This window comes from Corynebacterium sp. LK2537 (genome assembly GCF_040946485.1).
In the GTDB taxonomy this organism is placed as follows: Bacteria; Actinomycetota; Actinomycetes; order Mycobacteriales; family Mycobacteriaceae; genus Corynebacterium.
On record NZ_JAYWLQ010000004.1, the window covers coordinates 241,041 to 261,692 of the forward strand.

Below are 20,652 nucleotides of genomic sequence, written 5' to 3' on the forward strand. Positions count from 1 at the left end.
GTATTTTCGATAGTGCCTTTGCCCCTTCCCACCCTAAATGCGCTCGGGTTTTTTGCGCCGTTTCGAATATATGAATCAAATATGTTTGAGCGTTTAGCCTTAAGCCCGTCTATGTCCGTTTGGGCGTCGGTGCGGGCCAGGGCGCTAATAACTTCAGAGGAGTGATCCATGGCGAATTTCGATCAGCATCATCCTGAATCGCCCCAACCTACTAACGCCGAACCTTCCTCAGAAGGTAAGGCGCGCACCAAACGTCGATCGCGCTACCAGGTCCGCGCCCTGGTAGGCAGCTACAAGGCGGAGACCGGCTCCGATGTCGGTGCCGACGAGGTCGAGCCGCCCAAGACGAACTGGCCCGTTTTCACCGTTTCCAGTGTGCTGATCATCGCGATGGCGCTCTACGCCGGCTTGGGCCGCGAACACGCCGCCAACACGCTGGCCAGCGTCACCGGCTGGATCAGCACCAACCTCGGCTGGTTCTACATCCTGACCGCGACCATCGCGGTCGTTTTCGTCCTCTACATCGCGATTTCCAGTTCCGGCAATATCCGGATGGGCCCGGATCACTCGCGCCCGAAGTTCAACACCTTCGCGTGGGCTTCCATGCTTTTTGCCGCCGGTATCGGCGTCGACCTGATGTTCTTCGCCGTGGCCGAGCCGGTGACCATGTACCTGGCCCCGCCCACCGGCGAGCCGGAGACCATGGAGGCGGCCAAGGAGGCCGTCGTCTACGCCATGTTCCACTACGGCCTGACCGGCTGGGCGCTCTACGCCCTGATGGGCATGGCCTTCGGCTACTTCGCCTACCGCCTGAACATGCCGCTGGCCATCCGCTCCGCGCTGTACCCGCTCATTGGCAAGCGCGTGCACGGCCCAGTCGGCGACGCCGTAGATGTCGCCGCCATGCTGGGCACCGTCTTCGGCGTGACCGCCTCCCTGGGCATCGGCGTGGTGCAGCTGTCCTACGGTATCCACCTCATCTTCGATATCGACCAGGGCCTCGGCCTGCAGTCCGCCCTCATCATCATCGCGATTGCCATCGCTACCCTGTCCGCCGTCTCGGGCGTGGACAAGGGCATCCGCTTCTTGTCGGAGCTCAACGTCTTCCTGGCCATCGCACTGATGATCTACATCGTGGTCTTCGGCAAGACGGCCTACCTCTTCGACGCCATCGTGATGAACGTGGGCGACTACGTCTCCAAGTTCCCGTCTTGGACCATGGACACCATGGCCTTCACGGATGATCCGGCCGCCACGGCCGAGTGGATGCAGTCCTGGACCCTGTTCTTCTGGGCCTGGTGGATCGCCTGGGCTACCTTCGTGGGCCTGTTCCTGGCGCGTATCTCCCGCGGGCGCACCCTGCGCCAGTTCATCTTCGGCACCCTGACCTTCCCGTTCCTGTTCATCCTGATGTGGATGTCCTTCTTCGGCAACACCGCCCTGGACATGGTGCGCTCGGGTGATTACCCCGAGTTCGCCGAGAACGCGGTCAACATCCCGGAGCAGGGCTTCTACGACATGCTGCAGGAGTTCCCGGCCTCGGGCTTCATCATCCTGCTGACCACGGGCATCGGCCTGCTGCTTTATATCACCTCGGCCGACTCCGGCGCGCTGGTGATGTCGAACTTCACCTCGAAGATCACCGACAGTCGCCAAGACGGAACCCGCTGGCTGCGCATCTTCTGGTCCATCGCCGTGGGTCTGTTGACCCTGGCCCTGCTGCAGATCGACGGCATCGCCACGGTGCAGTCCGCCACCGTGGTCATGGGCCTGCCCTTCGCCGTGGTCATCTACCTGGTGATGTTCTCCCTGTGGAAGTCGCTGCGCCTGGAAAACCTGCAGAAGGAGGCGCGCACCACCGCGCTCCACGGCGTTATCTCCGGCCGCACCGACCGGATCGCCGCCGACGGCGACAGCTGGAAGCAGCGCCTGGATCGCGCCAATACCTACCCGACCAAGCAGGACATGGACACCTATATGCGGAACACCGCCGAGTTCGCCCTGGAAAAGGTCGCGGTCCAGATGCGCCAGCGCGGCTACGACGCCATCCTGCTGACCAGCGAGCTGCCTGACCTGGAACTGCCCCAGCTGGACCTGCAGGTCACGCTGCACAACGAGCGCAAGTTCCGCTACCAGCTCTTCCCCGTGGCCTCCGAATGCCCGGAGTTCCTGGCCGGTGATCAGAAGGAATACTTCCGCCTCGAGGTCTACGATCTCACCGGTTCTTTGGGCTACGACGTCTACGGCTACAGCGAGAACCAGCTCATCAACAACGTGCTGGATCTCTACGAACGCCACCTGGCCTTCCTGCACATGCAGTCCGAACGCCCAGGTGAGTCCGATGTTTCCGATGGCGCAGAGCCCGAGCAGATCTGGCGCGAGGATAATTAGTTCTGGTAGACCGGAAAGCGGAACCGAACAACTTCCCTGTTTGAATACGAATGCCGGCCCCTATTAAAGCGCCGACAAGAAAGGATGCTTTGTTGAGCACCCAGAACGCACTGTTTGATCCTTCTACGACGGAGCTCCTCTCCGGCGTCCACACGGGCGACGGTCCGAAGTCCCTATTCATCGATGGCCAGTGGGAGGCCGCTGCTGAGGGCGGCACCCGCACCATCACCTGCCCGGCCGACGGCACCGTCGTCGCCGAGGTCTCCGAAGCCACCGACGAGGACACGATCCGCGCTATCAAAGTCGCCCGCCGCACCTTCGATGCCGGCACCTGGTCCTCCGTCCCGGCCATCGAGCGCGGCAAGCTGCTGCTGCGCGTGGCCCAGGCCATCCGCGACAACCAGGAGCTTTTCGCCAAGGCGGAATCCGCCGACACCGGCAAGCGCCTGGAAGAGTCCATGGGCGACATGGAAGACATCGCCGGCGCTTTCGATTACTTCGGCACCCTGGCTTCCCACCAGGCCGGCCGCGTGGTCGACCCGGCGGACCCGAACGTGCGCTCCCGTATCGACGCCGAGCCGGTCGGCGTCTGCGGCCTGATCACCCCGTGGAACTACCCGCTGCTGCAGGTGTCCTGGAAGGTTGCCCCGGCCATCGCCGCTGGTAACACCTTCGTCCTCAAGCAGGCGGAGCTGACCCCGCACACCGCCATGCTGCTCATGGCCGTGCTGCGCGATGCCGGCCTGCCGGACGGTGTGGCCAACCTGATCACCGGCGCCGGCGCCAACTGCGGTAACCCGCTGTCCCAGCACCCGGACGTGGACATGGTCTCCTTCACCGGCGGCCTGGTCACCGGCAAGCTGATCGCCAAGAACGCCGCGGAGACCGTCAAGCGCACCGCGCTGGAGCTAGGTGGCAAGAACCCGAACGTCGTCTTCGCCGACGCGGACTTCGACGCCGCCGTGGACAACGCCCTCAACGCCGCGTTCTTCCACTCCGGCCAGGTCTGCTCCGCAGGCTCCCGCCTGATCGTGGAGGAATCCATCCACGACAAGTTCATCGAGGCCCTGGTCGAGCGCACCAACAACATCAAGATCGGCGGCCCGACGGACGACAAGGCCGAGACCGGCCCGCTGATCTCCGCCGAGCACCGCGAGAAGATCGCCGAGTACGTGGACCGCGCCCGCGAGCAGGGCGCCTCCATCCTCACCGGCGGCCGCGCGGCCACCAGCGAGGACACCAACGGCCAGCACGGCACCGGCAACACGGACCTGGGCGCCGGCATCTACTACCTGCCGACCATCATCGATGACACCACCCGGGAGATGGACTGCGTCCACGACGAGGCCTTCGGCCCGACCGTGACGGTGGAGACCTTCACCACGCAGGAGGAGGCCATCGAGATCGCCAACGACACCGAGTACGGCTTGGCCGGCGCGGTGTGGACCACGGATGCGGGCAAGGCCGAGCAGGTCGCCCGCGGCCTGCGCCACGGCACCATCTGGATCAACGACTTCCACCCGTACCTGCCGCAGGCCGAGTGGGGCGGCTACAAGCAGTCCGGCAACGGCCGCGAGCTGGGCCCGACGGGTCTGGAAGAGTACCAGGAGCACAAGCACGTCTACCAGAACCTGACCCCGGCCGTTTCCGGCCAGTTCGGTCTGCAGAAGTAGGCTCTTAGCTCCTAGCTCTGGGTGCGCGGCTTGACCGTCATCACGTCGATGTTGACGTGGGCGGGCAGGGACGCCACCCAGCGCACCGCCTCCGCGATGTCCTCGGCGGCGAGGTTGAGCTGGCCGTCGTAGACCTTAGCGGCGCGCTCTTCGTCGCCGCTGAAGCGGACGAGCGAGAAATCGGTGGCCACGCGGCCCGGGTCGATCTCCGTGGTGCGGATGTTGTGGTTTTCCAGCCGCAGCGCCCGGGAGATCACCCGCACGCCGTGCTTGGCGCTGTTGTAGCCGGAGCCGCCTTCGTAGACGCCCCAGCCGGCCACCGAACCCATGTTGATGACAAGCCCCGAGTTATCCGGGGCTTGTTCTAGTTTCGGCACCAGCGCCTGCAGCATGCGTACCGTGCCCAGCACGTTCACGTCATACATCCACTGCCAGTCCCCGATCTTGGTGTCGACTAGTGGCTCCAGGCCCTTGGCGCCGCCGGCGTTGTTGACCAACAGGTCCACCCGGTCCACCTGCGCGGCGAGCGCGTCCACGGACTCCTGGCTGGCGACGTCCAGCTCGATGGCGGTGCCGTCGATTTCTTCCGCGAGGGCGTCCAGCCGGTCCTTGCGCCGCGCCGCCACGATCACGTGCCAGCCGTCGGCTGCCAGCGCCCGCGCGCTCGCGGCGCCAATCCCGGAGGAGGCACCCGTCACGATTGCTACTTTCTTGTTACCCGCGTCATGATTAGTCATGCCCCGCAGTGTAACAAAACCCTTGTTTTCTAGTACGGAAAGTGTCATACTTTCCACTGTGGAAAACAATGAAAAGAAGCAGGCCACCGAGGCTCTGTCCTTTAACGAATCCCTCGCAAAGAAAAAGAACGCCCTGTTCCCACCCTGGGTCGCTTTTTGCCTGGCGTTGACCTACCTGGCGGCCTTCGTGCTCATGGCGTTTCGGCCCCGCCATTGGTGGGCGCTCCTCATCGTCGTTGCCGTTATACTCGTCGCCGCCTTCCTCCTGCCCCGGCGCTACCCGCGGGTGCGACAGTCTTACCGCCAAGATCCCTTCGCCGCACCCTCCGCGGACAAGCGCTACGGGCTGGGGCTTTTCTGCCTCTATTGGCCGATGTCCGCCTTCATCTTCGCCCACGACCTGCCGGCCTGGGTCGTGCTACCTCTTGGCCTCCTGGCCTTTGCCAGCGTGTGGTGGGCCCTAGGCAGTGGCGCCCTAGATCTCAGCTCCCGGGAGCGGAATCATTCATGAACGGCCAGCTCGATCCAGTCATCCACCCTCTCAACCGGTTTAAAATCTGCGCCGTACTCAACGCCTACGGCGCGACCGAGGGAGCAGTCAACCAAGAGATGGAGTTTTCCTCGCTGGCCCGGGAGGTGGGCTTAAGCCCGTCCGCGCTCTCCAAGCAGCTCAGCGCCCTACAGGAGGTAGAATACGTCAGCCGCTTCCGCGAATACGGCTCCACGCGCGGCAAGGACACCGTGTGGGTAAGCCTCACCGCGCGTGGTCGCGCTGCCTTCCGTGAGCACCTGGCGGCACTCAAGGACATCGCCGGCTAGTGGGCGCGGAAGGAATAGCTACCCGTCAGACCGTTGTGGATCTCCACGGAGTAGCTCTGCCCGTTAGCCTCGGCGCCCTCCACGAGGGAGTCCAGCTCCTGCGCGTTGTAGTAGCGGCTTAGGCCCAGGTACAACAGCAGCAGCAGGAACAGCCCCACCACAACGATCGCGGCAACCACCATGGGGGCGTTTCGAGTCGTTTCTACTTCTGGCATTCGAAGCGGTAGCCTCCTTCATTCTTAGCTGCTCCGGAATCGGTGGTACCCTCCACGCCGGCGGAATCGCGGCTGTCAACCACCGGGCTGCCACCGTTCTGGTAGCACTGGTTAATCAGGTTCTGCTTTTCTGCATGGGAAGTGTACATCGAGTAGAAGATCAATCCGCCACCGGTGAGAATACCCAAGATGGCCACGCCTCCCCAGATGATGGCGGGCGCGATCCGGAAGGAGACCCCGGAGTTGTCGTTATCCGAGTCGCGCATCTCGTCCGGCTCGTAGCCGTTGTCGATCAGCACCTGGTCCACCTGCTCATCGGTCAAATCCGCCAGGCCAGCCTCTACCTGATCAATCTCTTCGGCGGTGACGCGATCGTGGTCAATCTTGCCTTCGTCGAGCCGGATCTCGTCCTCCCCGGCGTCGTAGTACATCGCTTCGGCCAGCACCAACGGGCCCTGGATGTTGGAATCCAGCTCGTTGGCCGGCGCTGCCGGGGCGGCAGCGCCGGTCGTCACCAGTGCGGCAGCCAGCGCGCTGGCGATGCCCTTCTTCGGGATGAACGGGAAGGTCACGGAAAGTCCTTTCTACTCAAAAATAACGGTGTCCTGGGCCAGCGAATGCCGTGGGCACCGCCGGCCGCAGACACCGTAACAAGCAGCCAGGCACCCCGCAGCGCGACCGCCAGCGACTTTCTCCCACCGGGGGTAATTCCACACACCTTGATGTATCAACGAAGCCTATATTGAGGCTTTATAAAATCGAAGCAATACTCCGCCGGGGGGTTATTTGCCCAGCGCATCCTCGAGCTCGGCCAGGATGTTGTCCATGCGCTTGGTCTTGTCCTCGTCCGGGGTGAACTCGCCGTCGGTGAAGTCGGAGAAGATGGAGACCTCCAGCTGGTTGCGCAGCTGGGCCATCTGGAAGTTGCTGACCACCAGGCGCCAGGCCTCGACCGCGCGGATGGCGCCGGAGGCGCCGTAGCCGACGAAGGCGACCGGCTTGCCGGCCCACTCCGCGCCCAAGGAGTCGTAGGCGTTCTTGAAGGCGCCCGGCACGGAGTGGTTGTACTCCGGGGTGACGAAGACGAAGGCATCGCAGGCATCGATAGCCTTGGACCACGCCTGCACGTTGGCGTCGTCGTACTGCTTGTTGGCCGCGCCCGGGACGGTGGCGGCGGTCAGCAGCGGAACATTGAAGGCAGCCAGGTCGATGAGCTCGTAGTCCACGCCCTGCTCAGCGCGGTCGCGGGCGATACCCTCGACCCAGCGGCCGACGGCTTCGCCCAGGCGACCTTCGCGGATAGAGCCAATGATGATGCCGATCTTTGCCATGTCGGACTTCCTTTCAGTTTAACGGTTAAGTGTTTCTGGCACAGCCTACCCGGAAAAGACCTGCCGCACCGTGACATTGATTCGGCCCTGCGCCAGCCCGCAGCCTTCCGGCGCGGTGCCGGGGCGAACCTCGGGCACCCCGTGGAAAGCAAAACGCTTCGGGCCGCCGAAGACGATGAGATCCCCGGAGGCCAGCGTCACCTCCTCCCAGGGCCGGTTGCGGTTTTCCGTGCCGCCGATGCGAAACAGCGCCTCCTCCCCAATGGAAAAGGAGACGATGGGCGCCCGCGTGGACTCGTAGCGATCCTGGTGCATGCCCATCTGCGCGCCCGGCGGGTAATAATTCACCAGGGCCATGTCCGGCAAGTAGCTTTCCGCCCACGGGACCAGCTCCTCGGCGAGGGCGGCGGCGCGGGAGACGGCATCGATAGCCGCCTGCCGAAGATCCCCGGGCAGGGCCGGGACGGTGTGTCCGAATTTCCGGTCCACGTAGCGGTAACTGTCATAGTCGAAGTAATGCCCCAGGTTCAGCATGTGCACGCTCATGCGCCCGCCGGAGGCCAGCTGGGGCCGCTGCATGGCAAAGGGCGTGCCGTTGGCCCGGCGCGCCAGGTCCCTAAACCGCGCGACCCACGCGTGCTGCTCCGGCGCCGACCAGTAGCCCGGCACGTGCGCCACCCCGGGCGCGACCTTGGCCGTGGGGCGCTCCACCTCGAAAAGCATGACACCCAGTCTGGCACAACCAGCGGCGCGATTGTCGGCACAATAGACAGCATGACGATCAAGGACAGCGAGGACAATCACGCGGTCTACGGCACCCGCGAGCGCATGGAATCCGGGCGGTGGCACCTGCCCGGCAGCGACGAGCTCCGCACGGAACAACTCCGCGGCTTCCGGCTCATCAAGCAGTTCAACGACCTGGGCAACACCGAACCGCACGCCGCCGAAGCCATCCTGCGAGAGCTTTTACCGGAAGAATCCGCAGTCCCCGGGTGGTTTGCCCCGGCCAACGTGGAATACGGCTACAACCTCATCTGCGGCGACAACGTCTTCATCAACTTCGGCGCGACTTTCCTGGCTCAATCCAAGATCCGGCTAGGCGCGGGCACCCTGGTCGGCCCCCACTGCTCCTTTATCACCGTCGGCCACCCGATCGACGACGCGACGATGCGCGCCGCCGGCTGGGAGATCGCCCACCCCATCACGGTAGGCACCAACTGCTGGTTCGGCGCTCACGTCACCGTCCTGCCCGGGGTCACCATCGGCGACAACTGCGTCATCGGCGCCGGCACCCTGGTCACCAAGGACGTGCCGGACAATTCCCTGGTGCTTGGCTCCCCGGGCGGGTCGTGCGTAAGCTTGGATGACATGTTCGACATCGCACGGATCGGCCGCGACCTGCCCGTGGCCGGGGTCATTGACCGCCTGCCCACGCTTGTCGATGCCACCGGGCGCCTAGTCATCCAAGCCCCGCCCGGCACCGGTAAGACCACCCTGGTCCCGCCCGCCCTGGCCAACCACTGCGGGGGCAAGGTCATCGTCACCGCGCCCCGCCGCGTGGTCGTGCGCGCCGCCGCCCGCCGGCTGCGCCACCTCTCCGGAGCCCCGAAGGCCGTCGGTTTCAGCGTCAAGGGCGAGCACCAGCCCGGCACCCACGTCGAGTTCGTGACCCCGGGCGTACTCCTCCAGCGCCTGCTGCGGGATCCGGATCTGGAGGGTATCTCCGCCGTCGCCATCGACGAGGTCCACGAGCGCCAGCTGGATACCGATCTCATCCTAGGCATGTGCCTGGAGCTCGCCGAGCTGCGCGACGACTTCCGGCTGGTAGCCATGTCCGCCACCCTCGAGCGCGACAAGCTCACCGAATTCTTAGGAGCCGAAACGCTCAGCACCCCGGCGGTGACCTACCCGCTGGATATCTCCTACCGCCCACACCCCGACCGCAGCAGCTGCTCCCGGGAATTCCTGGACCACCTGGCCCAGCTGGCGCAGGAGCAGGTCTCCGCCACCGGGCACTCCGCCCTGGTCTTCGTGCCGGGCGTGCGCGAGGTCGAACACGTCGTCGGCCGCCTGCCCGGCAGCTTCCCCCTGCACGGACGCCTAGATTCCCGGCAGCAGGACGCGGCCCTGCAACCCTCGTCCACCCCGCGGATCGTGGTCTCGACCTCCCTGGCCGAGTCCTCCCTGACCGTGCCCGGAGTGTGCACCGTCATCGACTCCGGCCTGTCCCGCGTGCCCCGGCTGGATGCCAGCCGCGGCATGACGGGGCTGGTCACCATCAGCTCGGCCAAGTCCACCGCGGACCAGCGCGCCGGCCGCGCCGGCCGCGAGGGCCCGGGCACCGTGGTGCGCGCCTATTCCGCCGCCGACTACGAGCACGCGGCCGAGGCCATCACCCCGGAGATCCTCACCACGGATCTCACCCAGGCCGCCCTGCAGCTGGCCGCCTGGGGCGACTGCCCGCTGCTCGATAGCCCCCAGCCGCAGCACCTGACCCGCGCCCGAGAACACCTGGAATCCCTCGGCGCCCTGCGGGGCGGCCACCTGACCCAGCTAGGCAAACGCCTGGTCCGCCTGCCGCTGGACCCGCACCTGGGCCGCGCCCTTATCGAATGCGGGCCGTCCGCCGCGGCCACCGTCGCCGTGCTGGCCGACGATCCCCGTGGCGACATCGCCCGCCAGCGCGCGCCGAAGTCCGAATCCCAGCGCCTGGCCGAGCTGGTGAGCACCGGCAGCGGCGTCAGCGATCCCGGCGCCATCACCGGGCTGGCCTTCCCCCGCTGGATCGCCCGCCGCGTGAACGACGACACCTACCTGCTGGCCTCCGGAACGCGGGCCCGCCTGCCCCACGACCTCGGCCTCGACGGCTCCGAGTGGCTGGCCACCGCGGTCGTGACCCGCTCCGCCGAGGGCGGCACCATCCGCGCCGCCGCCCGCATTTCCGAAGAAGACGCGCTGGACATCATCGGCGTGACCGAAGAGCTGGAAACCGACTTCGTCAAGGGCAAGCTGCGCGCCCGCCAGATCCGCCGGGCCGGGCAGATCGAGCTCAGCTCCACCCCGACCCAGCCGAGCCCGGAGGCCGCGGCAGAGGCCCTCGCCCGCCTGCTCGAACGGACTGGCTTAGAAATCTTCCACTTCTCCGACAAGGCGCAGCGCCTCTTCGACCGCCTGGCCTTCCTCCACGCGCGCCTCGGCGATCCCTGGCCGGATCCACAAAAGGCCGATCCGCAGTACTGGCTGGGCCCAGAGCTCGGCGACATCGTCCGCGGCAAGCCCCCGCGCGAGGTCGACATGTACCCGGCGCTCCAGCGCCTGCTGCCGTGGCCCAACGACATCGATGCCGCCGCGCCCGAACGCCTCACGGTCCCCTCGGGCAAGCACCCGCGCATCGACTACGCGACCGGCCGTCCCGTCGTGCGCGTCAAGCTCCAGGAGTGCTTCGGGCTGCATTCCTCCCCCGCGATAGCCGGCCTGCCGGTCCAGTTCCACCTGCTGTCCCCCGCCGGCCGCCCGCTCGCGGTCACCGACGACCTGGCCAGCTTCTGGTCCGGCCCCTACCAGCAGGTGCGCGCCGAAATGCGCGGGCGCTACCCCAAGCACGCCTGGCCGGAAGACCCGGCCTAGCCCCACTGCTGCCACGCGAGGTAGCAGCTCATGACCACCACGAGGGTCAGCAGGGCGTAGCGGATAAGCTTCGTGCCCCCGCCCAGCACCGTGCGCGCGCCCAGCTGCGCGCCGACGATATTGGCCACCGCCAGGACGATGCCGAGCGTCCACCACACGTGTCCGCCGACGATGAAGACCACCAGCGCGCCCAGGTTCGTCGCGGTGTTGACCACCTTCGCCATCGCCGCCGAGCGCAGAAAGTTCTGGGAGAAGATGGCGGTAAAAGCCATGATCAAAAACATGCCGGTGCCCGGCCCGAAGATGCCGTCGTAGAACGCCACCGCAGCCGTCGCTGCCAGCGCCGCCCAGGACCGCCAGCCAGAGTGGATCCCCTCGCTGTCGCCGCCGCCGAAGCTCGGCTTGAAGGCGATGAACGTGCCCACGGCGAGCAGCAGAACAATGATCAGCGGCCGCATCACGTCCTCGTTGAGCAGCGAGGCCATCAGCGCACCCACGCCCGAGGCCACCGCCGCCAACACCGCCATCGGCACCAGCTCCCGCGCGGGCGGCCGCACCTTGCGCACCAGCGTTACCGCCGCCGATGCCGTGCCCGAGACCGCCGCCACCTTATTCGTCGCCAGCGCCGTGGCCGGGGCCACGCCGGGAACCAGCGCCAAGATCAGGGGGATGAGCACCAGCCCGCCGCCGCCGATGACCGCGTCGATCCAGCCGGCCACCCCGGCCCCCGCCACGAGCAGTGCCCAGGTTCCCGCGCCTATTTCCATGGCAACAGTATAAGGCCAATAGTATAAAGGGGATCGAATTTACAAGGAGGTGCCCGCATGCCGTTGGCAGTGCGCTGGATGATTGTCGCGCCCGCCTCCGTGGGCCTCGGCTGGCTCTTTGACCACTGGAACGTGCCGGCGGCCTGGATCGTGGCCGCCATCGTGGTCTCCGCCGGCATGGCGCTGGCGACCCGCAAAGAGCTGCCCGTCAACCGCCACGTCTACGCGCTCAGCCGCGGGTTCATCGGCATCCTGGCCGCGATCCCCCTGACCACGGTGCCGCTGTCGCGCATCGTCGGCTTCCTGCCCGCGGGCGTCGTGGTCTCCCTGGTGACGGTGCTAGTCGGCATTGGCGGCGGGCTCCTCCTGCACCGCGCCCAGCCGAAGGCCGTCAGCCGGGACACCGGCATCCTGTCCATGCTGCCCGGCGGGGCGTCCATGATGCCGGTGCTCGCCGACGACCTCGGCGCGGACTACCGCTACGTGGCGCTGACCCAGTACCTGCGCCTGCTGACCGTGTCCATGACCCTGCCGGTCGTCGTCGGCTTCCTATCCACCCCGGCCGACTCCCATCCGGTCGACGCCCCGCAGCCGGATCAGCACTGGTGGATGATCCTGCTCGTGTTGGCCATCGCCTTCGCCGGCGAGCCCCTCGGCAAGCTTCTCCGCCTGCCCGCCCCGGGCGTGATCGGCCCGCTCCTGCTGACGGTGCTGGCCTCGTTGTTCCTGCCCGGTGAGCTCACCCTCCAGCCCATCGAACCCTTCCGAATCTTGGCGTTCATGTGCATCGGTTGGGTCTGCGGCGGCGGCCTGTCGTGGCCCGCACTGCAGCGGTTCGCGGCGCAGCTGCCCGCCACCGTGGCCTATATCGTCGTGGTCATCGCCCTCTGCGCGGCAACTGCTTGGCCGCTGACCTGGGCGCTGGACATCACCTATTTCGAGGCCTACCTGGCCACCAGCCCCGGCGCGCTCGAGACCGTCCTGGCGCTGTCCTCCGAAGGCGGGGCCGGGCCAGCAGTGGTGGCCATCCAGCTCATCCGGCTCATCATCGTGCTGGTGATTGCCGGCTACCTGCCCCAGCTCATCCGCCTCTTCACGCGGAGGAAACGCTAGCACCTAGTCGAGGATGGTCTCGCGCAGGATGGACATCGGCACCGAGCCCAGCGCCAGCGCCTCGGCGTGGAACTCGCGCTCGCTCATGCCCTGCGCGACTGCCTCGTCGCGGGTCTGGCGCCACAGGCGCGCCCCCAGCGCGTACGATGGCGCCTGGCCGGCCCAGCCCAGGTAGCGGTTGACCTCGAAGGAGAGGTTCGCCGAGTCCATCGCGGTGTTCTCCCGCATGAAGGTGTGCACGTGGGACTTGTCCCAGACGCCGGAGCCGTCCGGCATCTTCTTGCCCAGGTGCAGGCCGATGTCCGCGACCACGCGGGCCGCCCGCAGGCGCTTAGCGTCCAAAAGGCCCATCCGGTAGCCGGGATCGTCCATGTATCCGAGCTCCGCCATGAGCTCCTCGGCGTAGAGGGCCCAGCCCTCGCCGTGGCCGGAGTTCCAGCACACGCTGCGGCGCCACAGGTTCAGATCCGGCTCGACCAGGGCCTGGCCGATCTGCAGGTGGTGGCCCGGCACGCCCTCGTGGTGGACCGTGGTCAACTCCTGCCAGGTGTGGAATACGTCCTGGCCGGCCGGCACCGACCACCACATCCGGCCCGAGCGGGAGAAGTCATCCGCCGGCTGGGTGTAGAAGATCCCGCCGGTGCCCGCCGGATCGATGCAGCACTCAATCTCGCGCACCTGCTCCGGCACGTCGAAGTACTTGCCGTCCAGCTCCTCGATGGCGCGGTCGGCCGTGGACTGCATCCACTCCACCAGCGCGTCCTTGCCACGCAGGAGGTAGCGCTCTTCCTGGTTGAACTTGCGCATCGCCGTGCGCACGGTGCATTCGTTGCCGTAGAGGCTATGGGCGATCTTTTCCTGCTCGGCGTTGATCTCGCGCAGCTGCTCCAGGCCCCAGCGATAAGCCTCGTCCACGTCCACGACGTCGCCCACGAACAGGTGGGAGAACAGCTCGTAGCGCTCGCGGCCGAAAGCGTCCGAGGTCGGCGCCTGCGGCTGCAGGTCCGTCGACAGCCAGGCGGAGAATTCTTCGAAAGCCTGCTTGGCGTGCTCCACCTCGGCGGAGTCCTCGGCCAGGCCGAGCTCGTCGAGCATCGAGTCGCTATCCGTCAGCGCGTTGCACTGGCCGATGACCTCATTGATCTGGCGGTTGGCCGCCACCAAGCCGTGCGATGCCGCCTCCGTCAGCGAGTCCCGATAACCCGCCAGCGCGCTGCCCACCTTGGACAGGCGGGAGCGGATGGCGTCCAGGTCCTCCTCGGTCTCCTGCGGCATGAGCAGGAGGGTGTCCCGGATGGTCTGGACCGGCGAGGCGATGTTGTTGAGCAGCCGCAGGTCCTCCATGCGGTGGTGCATGTCTAGGTCCAGGCAGAGGCGATCGCGCAACACGGCTGCGGTCACGTAGTCGACGTCGTCGAAGTCGTCCTCGTCGTCCGACTCGTCCGTCGAGTCATCCAGGGCGTCGAGATCCGCAATCATCTCGCGGGTACGGTCCGCCACGGCTTCGTAGTATTCGGGCGAGAAGTCCTGCAACTCACCCTCGTAGCCCGCAACGCCCCACGCCGTCGCATCGGTAGGGGTCAGGGCTGCCAAATCAGCTGCGAAATTATCGCACGAAGCGTCCAGAAGGGAAGGCTGACGCTCGGCGTTATGCTCGGAACTCATGATTGGGAAGTCTAGCCACTTTCCCCGCTTCACCGCTACCTGGCGCGGCGCGGTGAGAACGCTGAATGCCTCCTGCCCCGCCAAAGTCGCCCTTACCAGGTCTTTTCCCGCTGCCGGCAGGAAGATAACACTTAGGCATCAGTTCCCGAACTAGTCCCCTTCGAAAATTGCAACATAGTTTCGAAAAAGTTTGGCGCAGGGGTTGCGGTGCTGGTTTGGATTGCTATTATGGGGGTTGGGTTAGAACATAGTTACGACATATTCATTCGGGGAGAATGTCATGGACCCTTATTACACCGTCAATACACCGAACTGCCCTATCGCCCACGAGGCCACCCAGATCCGCCGCGTTGACTACCACCTGTGGCAACGCCTCCGCCCGCCCATTAACGAGGATTGCGAGACCACCGTCGGCAACCTCGCCGCCCGCACCGGCCTTTCTTATACCGCCTGCCTCAACCGCTGCTTAGCCCTCGAACGCCTCGACACCCTGCCCCAGCTCGAAGAAACCGTGGAAAGACTCCAGCACATCGGTTTCAATTACCTCATCCTGATCGACCAAGTCTTAAATAACCTGGGCGAGCCCACCCAGGACGTTCTAGAACGCATAGATACTGAATTAAACAAATACCTCAGCCCTACCCGCCCGGGCCAGCGCCTGCCCTCCTACGCCAACCTGCGCCGCAAGCTCAACAGCCTGGTGGCCACGGAACAGCCCGAAGACACGTCGAAAGATTCGACCGATACCTCCGGCCCAGACGGCGGCAACTATTCCTGCGAGTCCCAGTCAGGATCCCGCGCCGGCATCTACGCCGACTACGACCCCGCAACCACCGCCCAACTAGACGACGCCATTTCCCGCACCGCCAAAGAACACGGCATCAGCCCGGCCGCCGCGCTCGCCGGCCTCATCCTCGGGGAATACTCCTCCCCGCAAGTGGTCCTCAACCTCTACCAGGCCAGCGACGTCCCCCATGCCCCCATCTTCGTCGCCGGTTTCGGCTGGATTAGCCACAAAAGCGGCCAGAAGCTGGCGGACGCAGCAACCACCGTCCGCCACATGTCGGATATCGCGGAAAAGCGCAGCCGCAACTACGCGACGCCGAACGACATCAAGGCCTTCATCAACGGCCGCGACGGCACGTGCCGCTACCCCGGCTGCACGGTCAAGGCGGAGCGCTGCCAGAAGGACCATTGCGTCGACTTCGGCGACGGCGGCCCGACGGCCGCGTACAACCTCGTCAACCTGTGTCAGCACCACCACAACATCAAGACCGACGGGCGCGCGACCTACGTCATCGACCCGCACACCTCGGACGTCATCTGGCTGTTCAACGACGGCACCTGGCAGGCCACCAGCCCCGAGGGTCCGATGTCCCGGCGCTCCTGCAATTGGTTGCGGACGGTCGAACAGGTAATGGCCGGGCGGAGGGGGTGATGTCGAAAAATCTGACATTTCCGCACCAAAACACCACAATTGCTAGACCATGCAGTCTAATTTCGACCACCGGTCAACGTATAGAATTAGACAATGCAGTCTGTTCTCTTTATACTAAGTTGCATGATCAAGCCAGGACCGGCCTTCACTCGCCCACGCACACCCGCCGCCAAGTGCCTCCACCTGGTGCGCCTCAAGCCGATCATCACTCGGAGCGAGCTAGTGGAAGCGACCGGCCTGTCCCAGCCCACCATCACGCGCGCGACCACGGCGCTGCTGCAGGCCGGGCTCATCCAAGAGCGCACCGACCTGACCCGCACGAAGGGCCGCGGACGCCCGACGGTGCCGCTGGAGGTAGCAGAGAACAACTGGCTGCTGGCTGGCATCGCCATCGGCACCTCCTCGACCTATATCGGCCTCTACGACACCAAGGGCCGCACCATTCGGGAGGATGACATCACCACCCCGGTGGCATCGCTGAGCGAGGCGGATTTCATCGAGCACATCATGGCCGGCATCAACCGCTTGACCGCGGGCCTGGACCAGGCGCTGGTCTCCGTCGGCGTGACCACCTCCGGCCAGGTCGACGACGAAGGCCTCGTCTACGCCCCGAACCTGGGGTGGAATGGCGTCGACATCGCCGAGCGCCTGCGCTTCCAGTTCAGCGTGCCGGTCGTGGTCACCGCAGCCATCCCGGCCATCCTGGGCTCCGAGACCCAGGCCGCGGACATCGCCTCCGAGGACAAGGTCCTAGTGCTCTTCGCGGACGACTCCATCGGCGCGGCCCTGTCCAACGACGACGGGGTCCAGCAGCTCACCCCGCTGACCGATCCGCAGGGCCGCCCCGCGCAGGATTCCCTGTCGACGGCGGCGGTGCTCAAGAAGGCGGCGGAGCAGGGCGTGACGGTCGACAGCATTGCCGATGCCCCACGCTCCATCCTCGATGAGCGCGCGCACGATCTCGGCGTGGTCGCCGCCCGGCTGGTGCGCGAGCACCACCCGAATACCGTGGTGGTGGCCGGTTCCGCCTTCGTGGATGACCCGCAGGCCCCGCGCCGCTTCGCCAGCGCCGTGCGGGAAGAGGCCCCCGATGCCGAGGTCCAGCTGCGCATGATCCCCACCCACCGCGAGATCGTCCGCGCGGTCGCGCGCGCCGTCGCCCTGGACCCGCTGCTGCGCGTGCCGCTCGAGCTGCGCAAGGTCAGGGTGTAGAAAGCACCTTCCGCACGCTATCGATGCCTTCGAAGCGCTCGGCCCGCAACCCCGCCTCGCGGGCCTCGCGCACGAAGTCGTCGCGGTCGTCGAAGAAGATGGTGTCCTTGAGGGTGCCGCCGAGGGCATCGACGGCGACGAGGTAGGCCTGCTCCTCCGGCTTGGCCACCCCGATATCGCAGGACAGGGTGACGGCCGCGAAATCCTCTAGCCAGGGGTGCTCGCGCCGCACGACGGCGGCGAGCCCAGTCGGGATGTTGGAAAGGACGCCGACGGGGTGGCCGGCATCGATAAGCGACTGCACGAAGCCAACCATCTCCATGTCCGCCTCGAGGCAGCCCGCGATGTCCGCGGCCACGGCCTGGCTGGTGTCGATGTCGCCCAGGCCGCTGCGGCGGGCGAGCGCGGTCCACCAGCGCTCGTCGGAGACCAGCCCGGCGTCGTAGGGCGGGCGCAACTCCTCGTAGGTCTCCCAGAAACGCGCGCTGTCCTGCACCCCGAGCGTCTCCTCGAGGAGGCGGCGGTCCGCGGCCGAGGGCAGCCGCATGAGCACGCCGTACAGATCGAAGAGCAGCTTGGCCTTAGCCATGCGTGACCACCCGGGGCTGGAGCAGGCACAGGCCGACGATGCCGCAGGTGGCGCCGCCGATGAGCTCCGGCAGGCCCGTGCCCGCGGGGTTCACGAAGAACAGGGCGATGGCCGCCAGGAGCAGGACGCCGCCGACCCCGAAGAAGGCCTTGACGAGGCCGCTGGCGCGCAGGAAGCGCACGCCGGCGAGCATGGCCATGCCGGCGAACGGGCTCAGCATGAGGGCGGCCGAGGAGAAGAAGATCCCCCACGCGATGTCTACCGCCGTCAGTGCCAGTCCCCCGACCAAAGCGAGAACCATCAGCCCGAGGGCGATGGCGGCGGTCGTTTTCTGCTTTGCGGTCATAAAATACAATTGTCCCACCGGAGAAGCCTCCAGTGGGACAAAAGTGATTATTTTAACCGGACCGTTATTTGGTCTAATTCTTTATTCGGCAGAGCCCAGGTTTGCGTCGATGCGCAGCAGGCCGGAGCCGTCGTTGCCAACCAGCTTGACCTGGTCGATGATCTCGGAGACGGTGTCCTCTTCCTCGATCTGCTCGTCCAGGAACCAGTTGACCAGACTACGGGAATCCAGATCCTTGACCTCGTCCGCGATGCGGGCGATCTCGCGGATCTCGGCGGAGACCTTCTGCTCGTGCTTGAAGGCGGCCTCGAAGGCGTCCAGCGGGGTGGCAGCCTTCAGGGACGGGATAGCGATGTCGGTCAGCTCGACGCGGTAGCCGCGGGCCAGCAGGTGGTCGGCGAACTTCTGAGCGTGGGTGCGCTCCTCGTCGGCGTGACCCAGGAACCAGTCGCGCATGCCCGGGAAGGACAGGTTATCCATCTCGTAAGCCAGCTGGGTGTAGATGAGCGCCGCCTGGTGCTCGGAATTGACCTGGTTGTTCATTGCGGTTTGCAGTTTCTCGTCCATGACCTGGACCTTTCTCTCGGATCGGTGGTTAACTACTGATAAGTATACGCGTTTAAAAAACTATTTCCAGGCAGGAAATCCTTACCAATTTAAGGTTATGTTAACGTAACCTGCGTTATGCTTCGTTGAATTTCTCGATCCGCCGCTGGCTTTCGTCGTCCAGTCCCCTAAATTCTACCTCGATTCCGCGGGAGGCGTACTTGCTGCGCACGGCATCGACGGCCGCGATGGTGGAGGTATCCCACAGGGTCGCGGCCGAAAAGTCGATGGAGACCTTGTCCGTGCCCGGCGCGTAATCGAAGGAATAGACCAAGTCATTCGAGGAAGCGAAGAAGAGCTGGCCGGACACCGCGTACTCCCCCGGCCCGGTCTGGTCGACGGTCACCACGTGCGAGACCCGCTGGGCGAAACTGACCGTCGCCGCCAGCACGCCCAGCACCACGCCGACTGCCAGGTTGGAGGTAATCAGGGTCCCGGCCATTGTAATGCCCATGACGAGGGTCTCGGACCAGGGCATCGCCCGCAGCGTGCGCGGCCGCAGGGAATGCCAGTCGACGGTGGTCGCCGCCACGATGATCATTACCGCCACCAGGCCCGCCATGGGGATGCGCCCGACGGTCCGGCCCAGCACCAGGATGAGGATGAGCAGGAAGACGCCGGCCATGAGCGTGGACAGCCGGGTCCGTGCGCGGGCGCCGCGGACGTTGATCATCGTCTGCCCGATCATCGCGCACACGCCCATGCCGCCGATGAGGGCGGAGAGGATATTGCCTATCCCCTGGCCGTAGGATTCGCGGGTCTTGTCCGAGTGGGTATCGGTGATGCCGTCGACCAGCTTGGCCGTCAGCAACGACTCCATCAGGCCCACCAGGGCAACGCCCAGGGCGTAGGGCGCGATGATCTGCAGGGTCTCCCAGCTCAGCGGCACATCGGGGAGGAACAAGCCCGGCAGCGAGTCCGGCAGCTCGCCCTGGTCAGCCACGTCAGGGACCTCCCAGCCGGAGATCATGACCAGGGCGGTGAGCACCACGATGGTAATCAGCGGCGCCGGGATGGCCGGCAGCAGGCGCGGGGCGGCGAGCATGAGCACCAGGCCTAGCCCGACCAACGGGTAGACCAGCCAGGGCACGTCCTGCAGGTGCGGCAACTGCGCGGTGAACATCATGATGCCCAGGGAGTTGACGAACCCGGTCATCACGCTGCGCGGGATGAACCGCATGAGCTTGGCGATGCCCACCGCCGCCAGCACCAGCTGCAGCACCCCGGCCAGCAGGATGGTCGCGACCACGTAGTCGAGGCCGTGGCTGGCCGAGAGCGGGGCGATGACCAGCGCGACCGCGCCGGCCGCGGCGGAGACCATCGCGGGGCGCCCGCCGGTAAAGGCGATGGAGATAGCCATCACCACGGAGGCGAAAAGGCCCACCCGTGGGTCCAGGCCCGCCAGGATGGAAAAGCTCAGCACCTCCGGGATAAGGGCGAGGGAAACCGCGAGGCCGCCGAGCACCTCGATGCGCAGCCGGCGGGCAGAGGAAAAGGCGTAGCGGAAGCTATCCGCTACGCCCAGGGAACCTGTGTCATTCACCGGAGTCTTAGGACCCTTCCTGGAAAGAACCATCCGCGGTGATGACCGGCAGGACCGACCAGCAGAAGTTGATCCACTTGTCGGTCTCGCGCCACACGAAGTCCGGGTGGAAGATGGTCACCGGCTTGGTGTAGATGACCGCCGAGCGCACGTCCACGTTCAGCTTCGGCTTTTCCGGATCCAGATCCTCGTGCTCGAGGATGCGGCAGACCAGGTCGAGGGTCTTGCCGGAATCCGCGACGTCGTCGACCACCAGGACCTTCTTGCCGTCCATGTCGGAGGCGTCCAGGTACGGCGGGAGCAGTTCCGGCTCGGGCAGGGTCTTGCCGATATCGGTGTAGAACTCCACGTTGATGGACCCCATGGCCTTGACCCCGATGGCGTAGCCGATGGCCCCGGCCGGGATCAGGCCGCCGCGGGCGACGCCGATGATGAGATCCGGCATCCAGCCCGAGTCGATGATCTGCTGCGATAGGTTGCGGCTGGCCTCACCAAACGTCTCCCAAGTGAGGTTCTCCCTTTCCGGTACCGCCCAGTCGGGGTTATGGGGATTAGTCACGTGGTGCTCCTATCACGGTTG

The 20,652-nt window shown here is 65.8% G+C and carries 20 protein-coding genes and 1 pseudogene; 9 read left to right on the plus strand and 12 right to left on the minus strand.

Annotation, left to right across the window (positions count from 1 at the left end; translation table 11 throughout):
* Positions 1-168: 168 nt before the first annotated feature.
* Positions 169-2,391, plus strand: coding sequence for a choline BCCT transporter BetT (betT, locus tag VVS03_RS07310; protein WP_368520560.1), 2,223 nt, complete (start codon positions 169-171; stop codon positions 2,389-2,391).
* Positions 2,392-2,483: 92 nt separating this feature from the next.
* Positions 2,484-4,064 carry an aldehyde dehydrogenase family protein gene (locus VVS03_RS07315; RefSeq protein ID WP_368520561.1) on the plus strand — a complete coding sequence of 527 codons (1,581 nt, stop codon included), beginning with the start codon at positions 2,484-2,486 and terminating at the stop codon, positions 4,062-4,064.
* An 11-nt stretch (positions 4,065-4,075) separates the two neighbouring features.
* On the opposite strand, the gene VVS03_RS07320 is transcribed toward VVS03_RS07315, so the two are convergent.
* Positions 4,076-4,801, minus strand: a complete 726-nt coding sequence (locus VVS03_RS07320; protein WP_368520562.1) for an SDR family oxidoreductase — start codon at positions 4,799-4,801, stop codon at positions 4,076-4,078.
* Between the two features lie 58 nt (positions 4,802-4,859).
* Between VVS03_RS07320 and VVS03_RS07325 the strand changes: the two genes are divergently transcribed.
* Both VVS03_RS07325 and VVS03_RS07330 read left to right on the plus strand, forming a co-directional pair.
* On the plus strand, positions 4,860-5,312 hold the full coding sequence (locus VVS03_RS07325) for a hypothetical protein (protein WP_368520563.1): 453 nt from the start codon (positions 4,860-4,862) through the stop codon (positions 5,310-5,312).
* Positions 5,309-5,620, plus strand: a complete 312-nt coding sequence (locus tag VVS03_RS07330) for a transcriptional regulator (RefSeq protein WP_368520564.1) — start codon at positions 5,309-5,311, stop codon at positions 5,618-5,620. The genes VVS03_RS07325 and VVS03_RS07330 overlap by 4 nt, the downstream gene beginning before the upstream one ends.
* Here the strand turns inward: VVS03_RS07330 and VVS03_RS07335 are convergent.
* From VVS03_RS07335 to VVS03_RS07350, 4 genes are all read right to left on the minus strand, one after another.
* Positions 5,617-5,835, minus strand: coding sequence for a hypothetical protein (locus VVS03_RS07335; protein WP_070768564.1), 219 nt, complete (start codon positions 5,833-5,835; stop codon positions 5,617-5,619). The genes VVS03_RS07330 and VVS03_RS07335 overlap by 4 nt on opposite strands.
* On the minus strand, positions 5,823-6,407 hold the full coding sequence (locus VVS03_RS07340; protein ID WP_368520565.1) for a chromosome partitioning protein ParB: 585 nt from the start codon (positions 6,405-6,407) through the stop codon (positions 5,823-5,825). Before VVS03_RS07340 ends, VVS03_RS07335 begins: the two co-directional genes overlap by 13 nt.
* Positions 6,408-6,617: 210 nt before the next feature.
* Positions 6,618-7,166: an NADPH-dependent FMN reductase gene (locus VVS03_RS07345; protein ID WP_368520566.1), complete on the minus strand. Its 549-nt coding sequence runs from the start codon at positions 7,164-7,166 to the stop codon at positions 6,618-6,620.
* Between the two features lie 45 nt (positions 7,167-7,211).
* Positions 7,212-7,889, minus strand: coding sequence for an alpha-ketoglutarate-dependent dioxygenase AlkB (locus VVS03_RS07350; protein ID WP_368520567.1), 678 nt, complete (start codon positions 7,887-7,889; stop codon positions 7,212-7,214).
* Between the two features lie 105 nt (positions 7,890-7,994).
* On the opposite strand from VVS03_RS07350, the pseudogene VVS03_RS11325 reads away from it, so the two are divergent.
* Positions 7,995-8,459 (plus strand): annotated as a pseudogene (locus VVS03_RS11325) (DapH/DapD/GlmU-related protein); the annotation flags it as partial.
* 75 nt (positions 8,460-8,534) lie between these two features.
* Complete coding sequence (locus tag VVS03_RS07355; protein WP_409338203.1) at positions 8,535-10,793, plus strand: ATP-dependent RNA helicase; 2,259 nt, start codon at positions 8,535-8,537, stop codon at positions 10,791-10,793.
* On the opposite strand, the gene VVS03_RS07360 is transcribed toward VVS03_RS07355, so the two are convergent.
* Positions 10,790-11,560 (minus strand): TSUP family transporter, encoded by a 771-nt coding sequence (locus tag VVS03_RS07360; protein ID WP_368520569.1) that lies wholly within the window; start codon positions 11,558-11,560, stop codon positions 10,790-10,792. The two genes, VVS03_RS07355 and VVS03_RS07360, sit on opposite strands and share 4 nt — an antisense overlap.
* 57 nt (positions 11,561-11,617) lie before the next feature.
* Here VVS03_RS07360 and VVS03_RS07365 point away from each other — a divergent pair, with 57 nt between their 5' ends.
* Positions 11,618-12,673, plus strand: coding sequence for an AbrB family transcriptional regulator (locus tag VVS03_RS07365; protein WP_368521447.1), 1,056 nt, complete (start codon positions 11,618-11,620; stop codon positions 12,671-12,673).
* Between the two features lie 3 nt (positions 12,674-12,676).
* Here VVS03_RS07365 and VVS03_RS07370 read toward each other — a convergent pair whose 3' ends face one another.
* Positions 12,677-14,338: a DUF885 domain-containing protein gene (locus VVS03_RS07370; protein WP_368520571.1), complete on the minus strand. Its 1,662-nt coding sequence runs from the start codon at positions 14,336-14,338 to the stop codon at positions 12,677-12,679.
* A gap of 280 nt (positions 14,339-14,618) precedes the next feature.
* Here VVS03_RS07370 and VVS03_RS07375 point away from each other — a divergent pair, with 280 nt between their 5' ends.
* Both VVS03_RS07375 and VVS03_RS07380 read left to right on the plus strand, forming a co-directional pair.
* Positions 14,619-15,776, plus strand: coding sequence for an HNH endonuclease signature motif containing protein (locus VVS03_RS07375; protein WP_368520572.1), 1,158 nt, complete (start codon positions 14,619-14,621; stop codon positions 15,774-15,776).
* Positions 15,777-15,899: 123 nt separating this feature from the next.
* Positions 15,900-16,988, plus strand: a complete 1,089-nt coding sequence (locus VVS03_RS07380) for an ROK family protein (RefSeq protein ID WP_368520573.1) — start codon at positions 15,900-15,902, stop codon at positions 16,986-16,988.
* Here the strand turns inward: VVS03_RS07380 and VVS03_RS07385 are convergent.
* From VVS03_RS07385 to VVS03_RS07405, 5 genes are all read right to left on the minus strand, one after another.
* Positions 16,978-17,577 carry an HAD family hydrolase gene (locus VVS03_RS07385; RefSeq protein ID WP_368520574.1) on the minus strand — a complete coding sequence of 200 codons (600 nt, stop codon included), beginning with the start codon at positions 17,575-17,577 and terminating at the stop codon, positions 16,978-16,980. The two genes, VVS03_RS07380 and VVS03_RS07385, sit on opposite strands and share 11 nt — an antisense overlap.
* Entirely contained in the window at positions 17,570-17,923 is a 354-nt protein-coding gene (locus tag VVS03_RS07390) for a hypothetical protein (RefSeq protein ID WP_368520575.1), read from the minus strand. The genes VVS03_RS07385 and VVS03_RS07390 overlap by 8 nt, the downstream gene beginning before the upstream one ends.
* Before the next feature lie 81 nt (positions 17,924-18,004).
* Positions 18,005-18,490 carry a ferritin gene (locus VVS03_RS07395; RefSeq protein ID WP_368520576.1) on the minus strand — a complete coding sequence of 162 codons (486 nt, stop codon included), beginning with the start codon at positions 18,488-18,490 and terminating at the stop codon, positions 18,005-18,007.
* Between the two features lie 115 nt (positions 18,491-18,605).
* Positions 18,606-20,105, minus strand: coding sequence for a SulP family inorganic anion transporter (locus VVS03_RS07400; RefSeq protein ID WP_409338201.1), 1,500 nt, complete (start codon positions 20,103-20,105; stop codon positions 18,606-18,608).
* Positions 20,080-20,631, minus strand: coding sequence for a phosphoribosyltransferase (locus tag VVS03_RS07405; RefSeq protein ID WP_368520578.1), 552 nt, complete (start codon positions 20,629-20,631; stop codon positions 20,080-20,082). Before VVS03_RS07405 ends, VVS03_RS07400 begins: the two co-directional genes overlap by 26 nt.
* Positions 20,632-20,652: the final 21 nt, after the last annotated feature.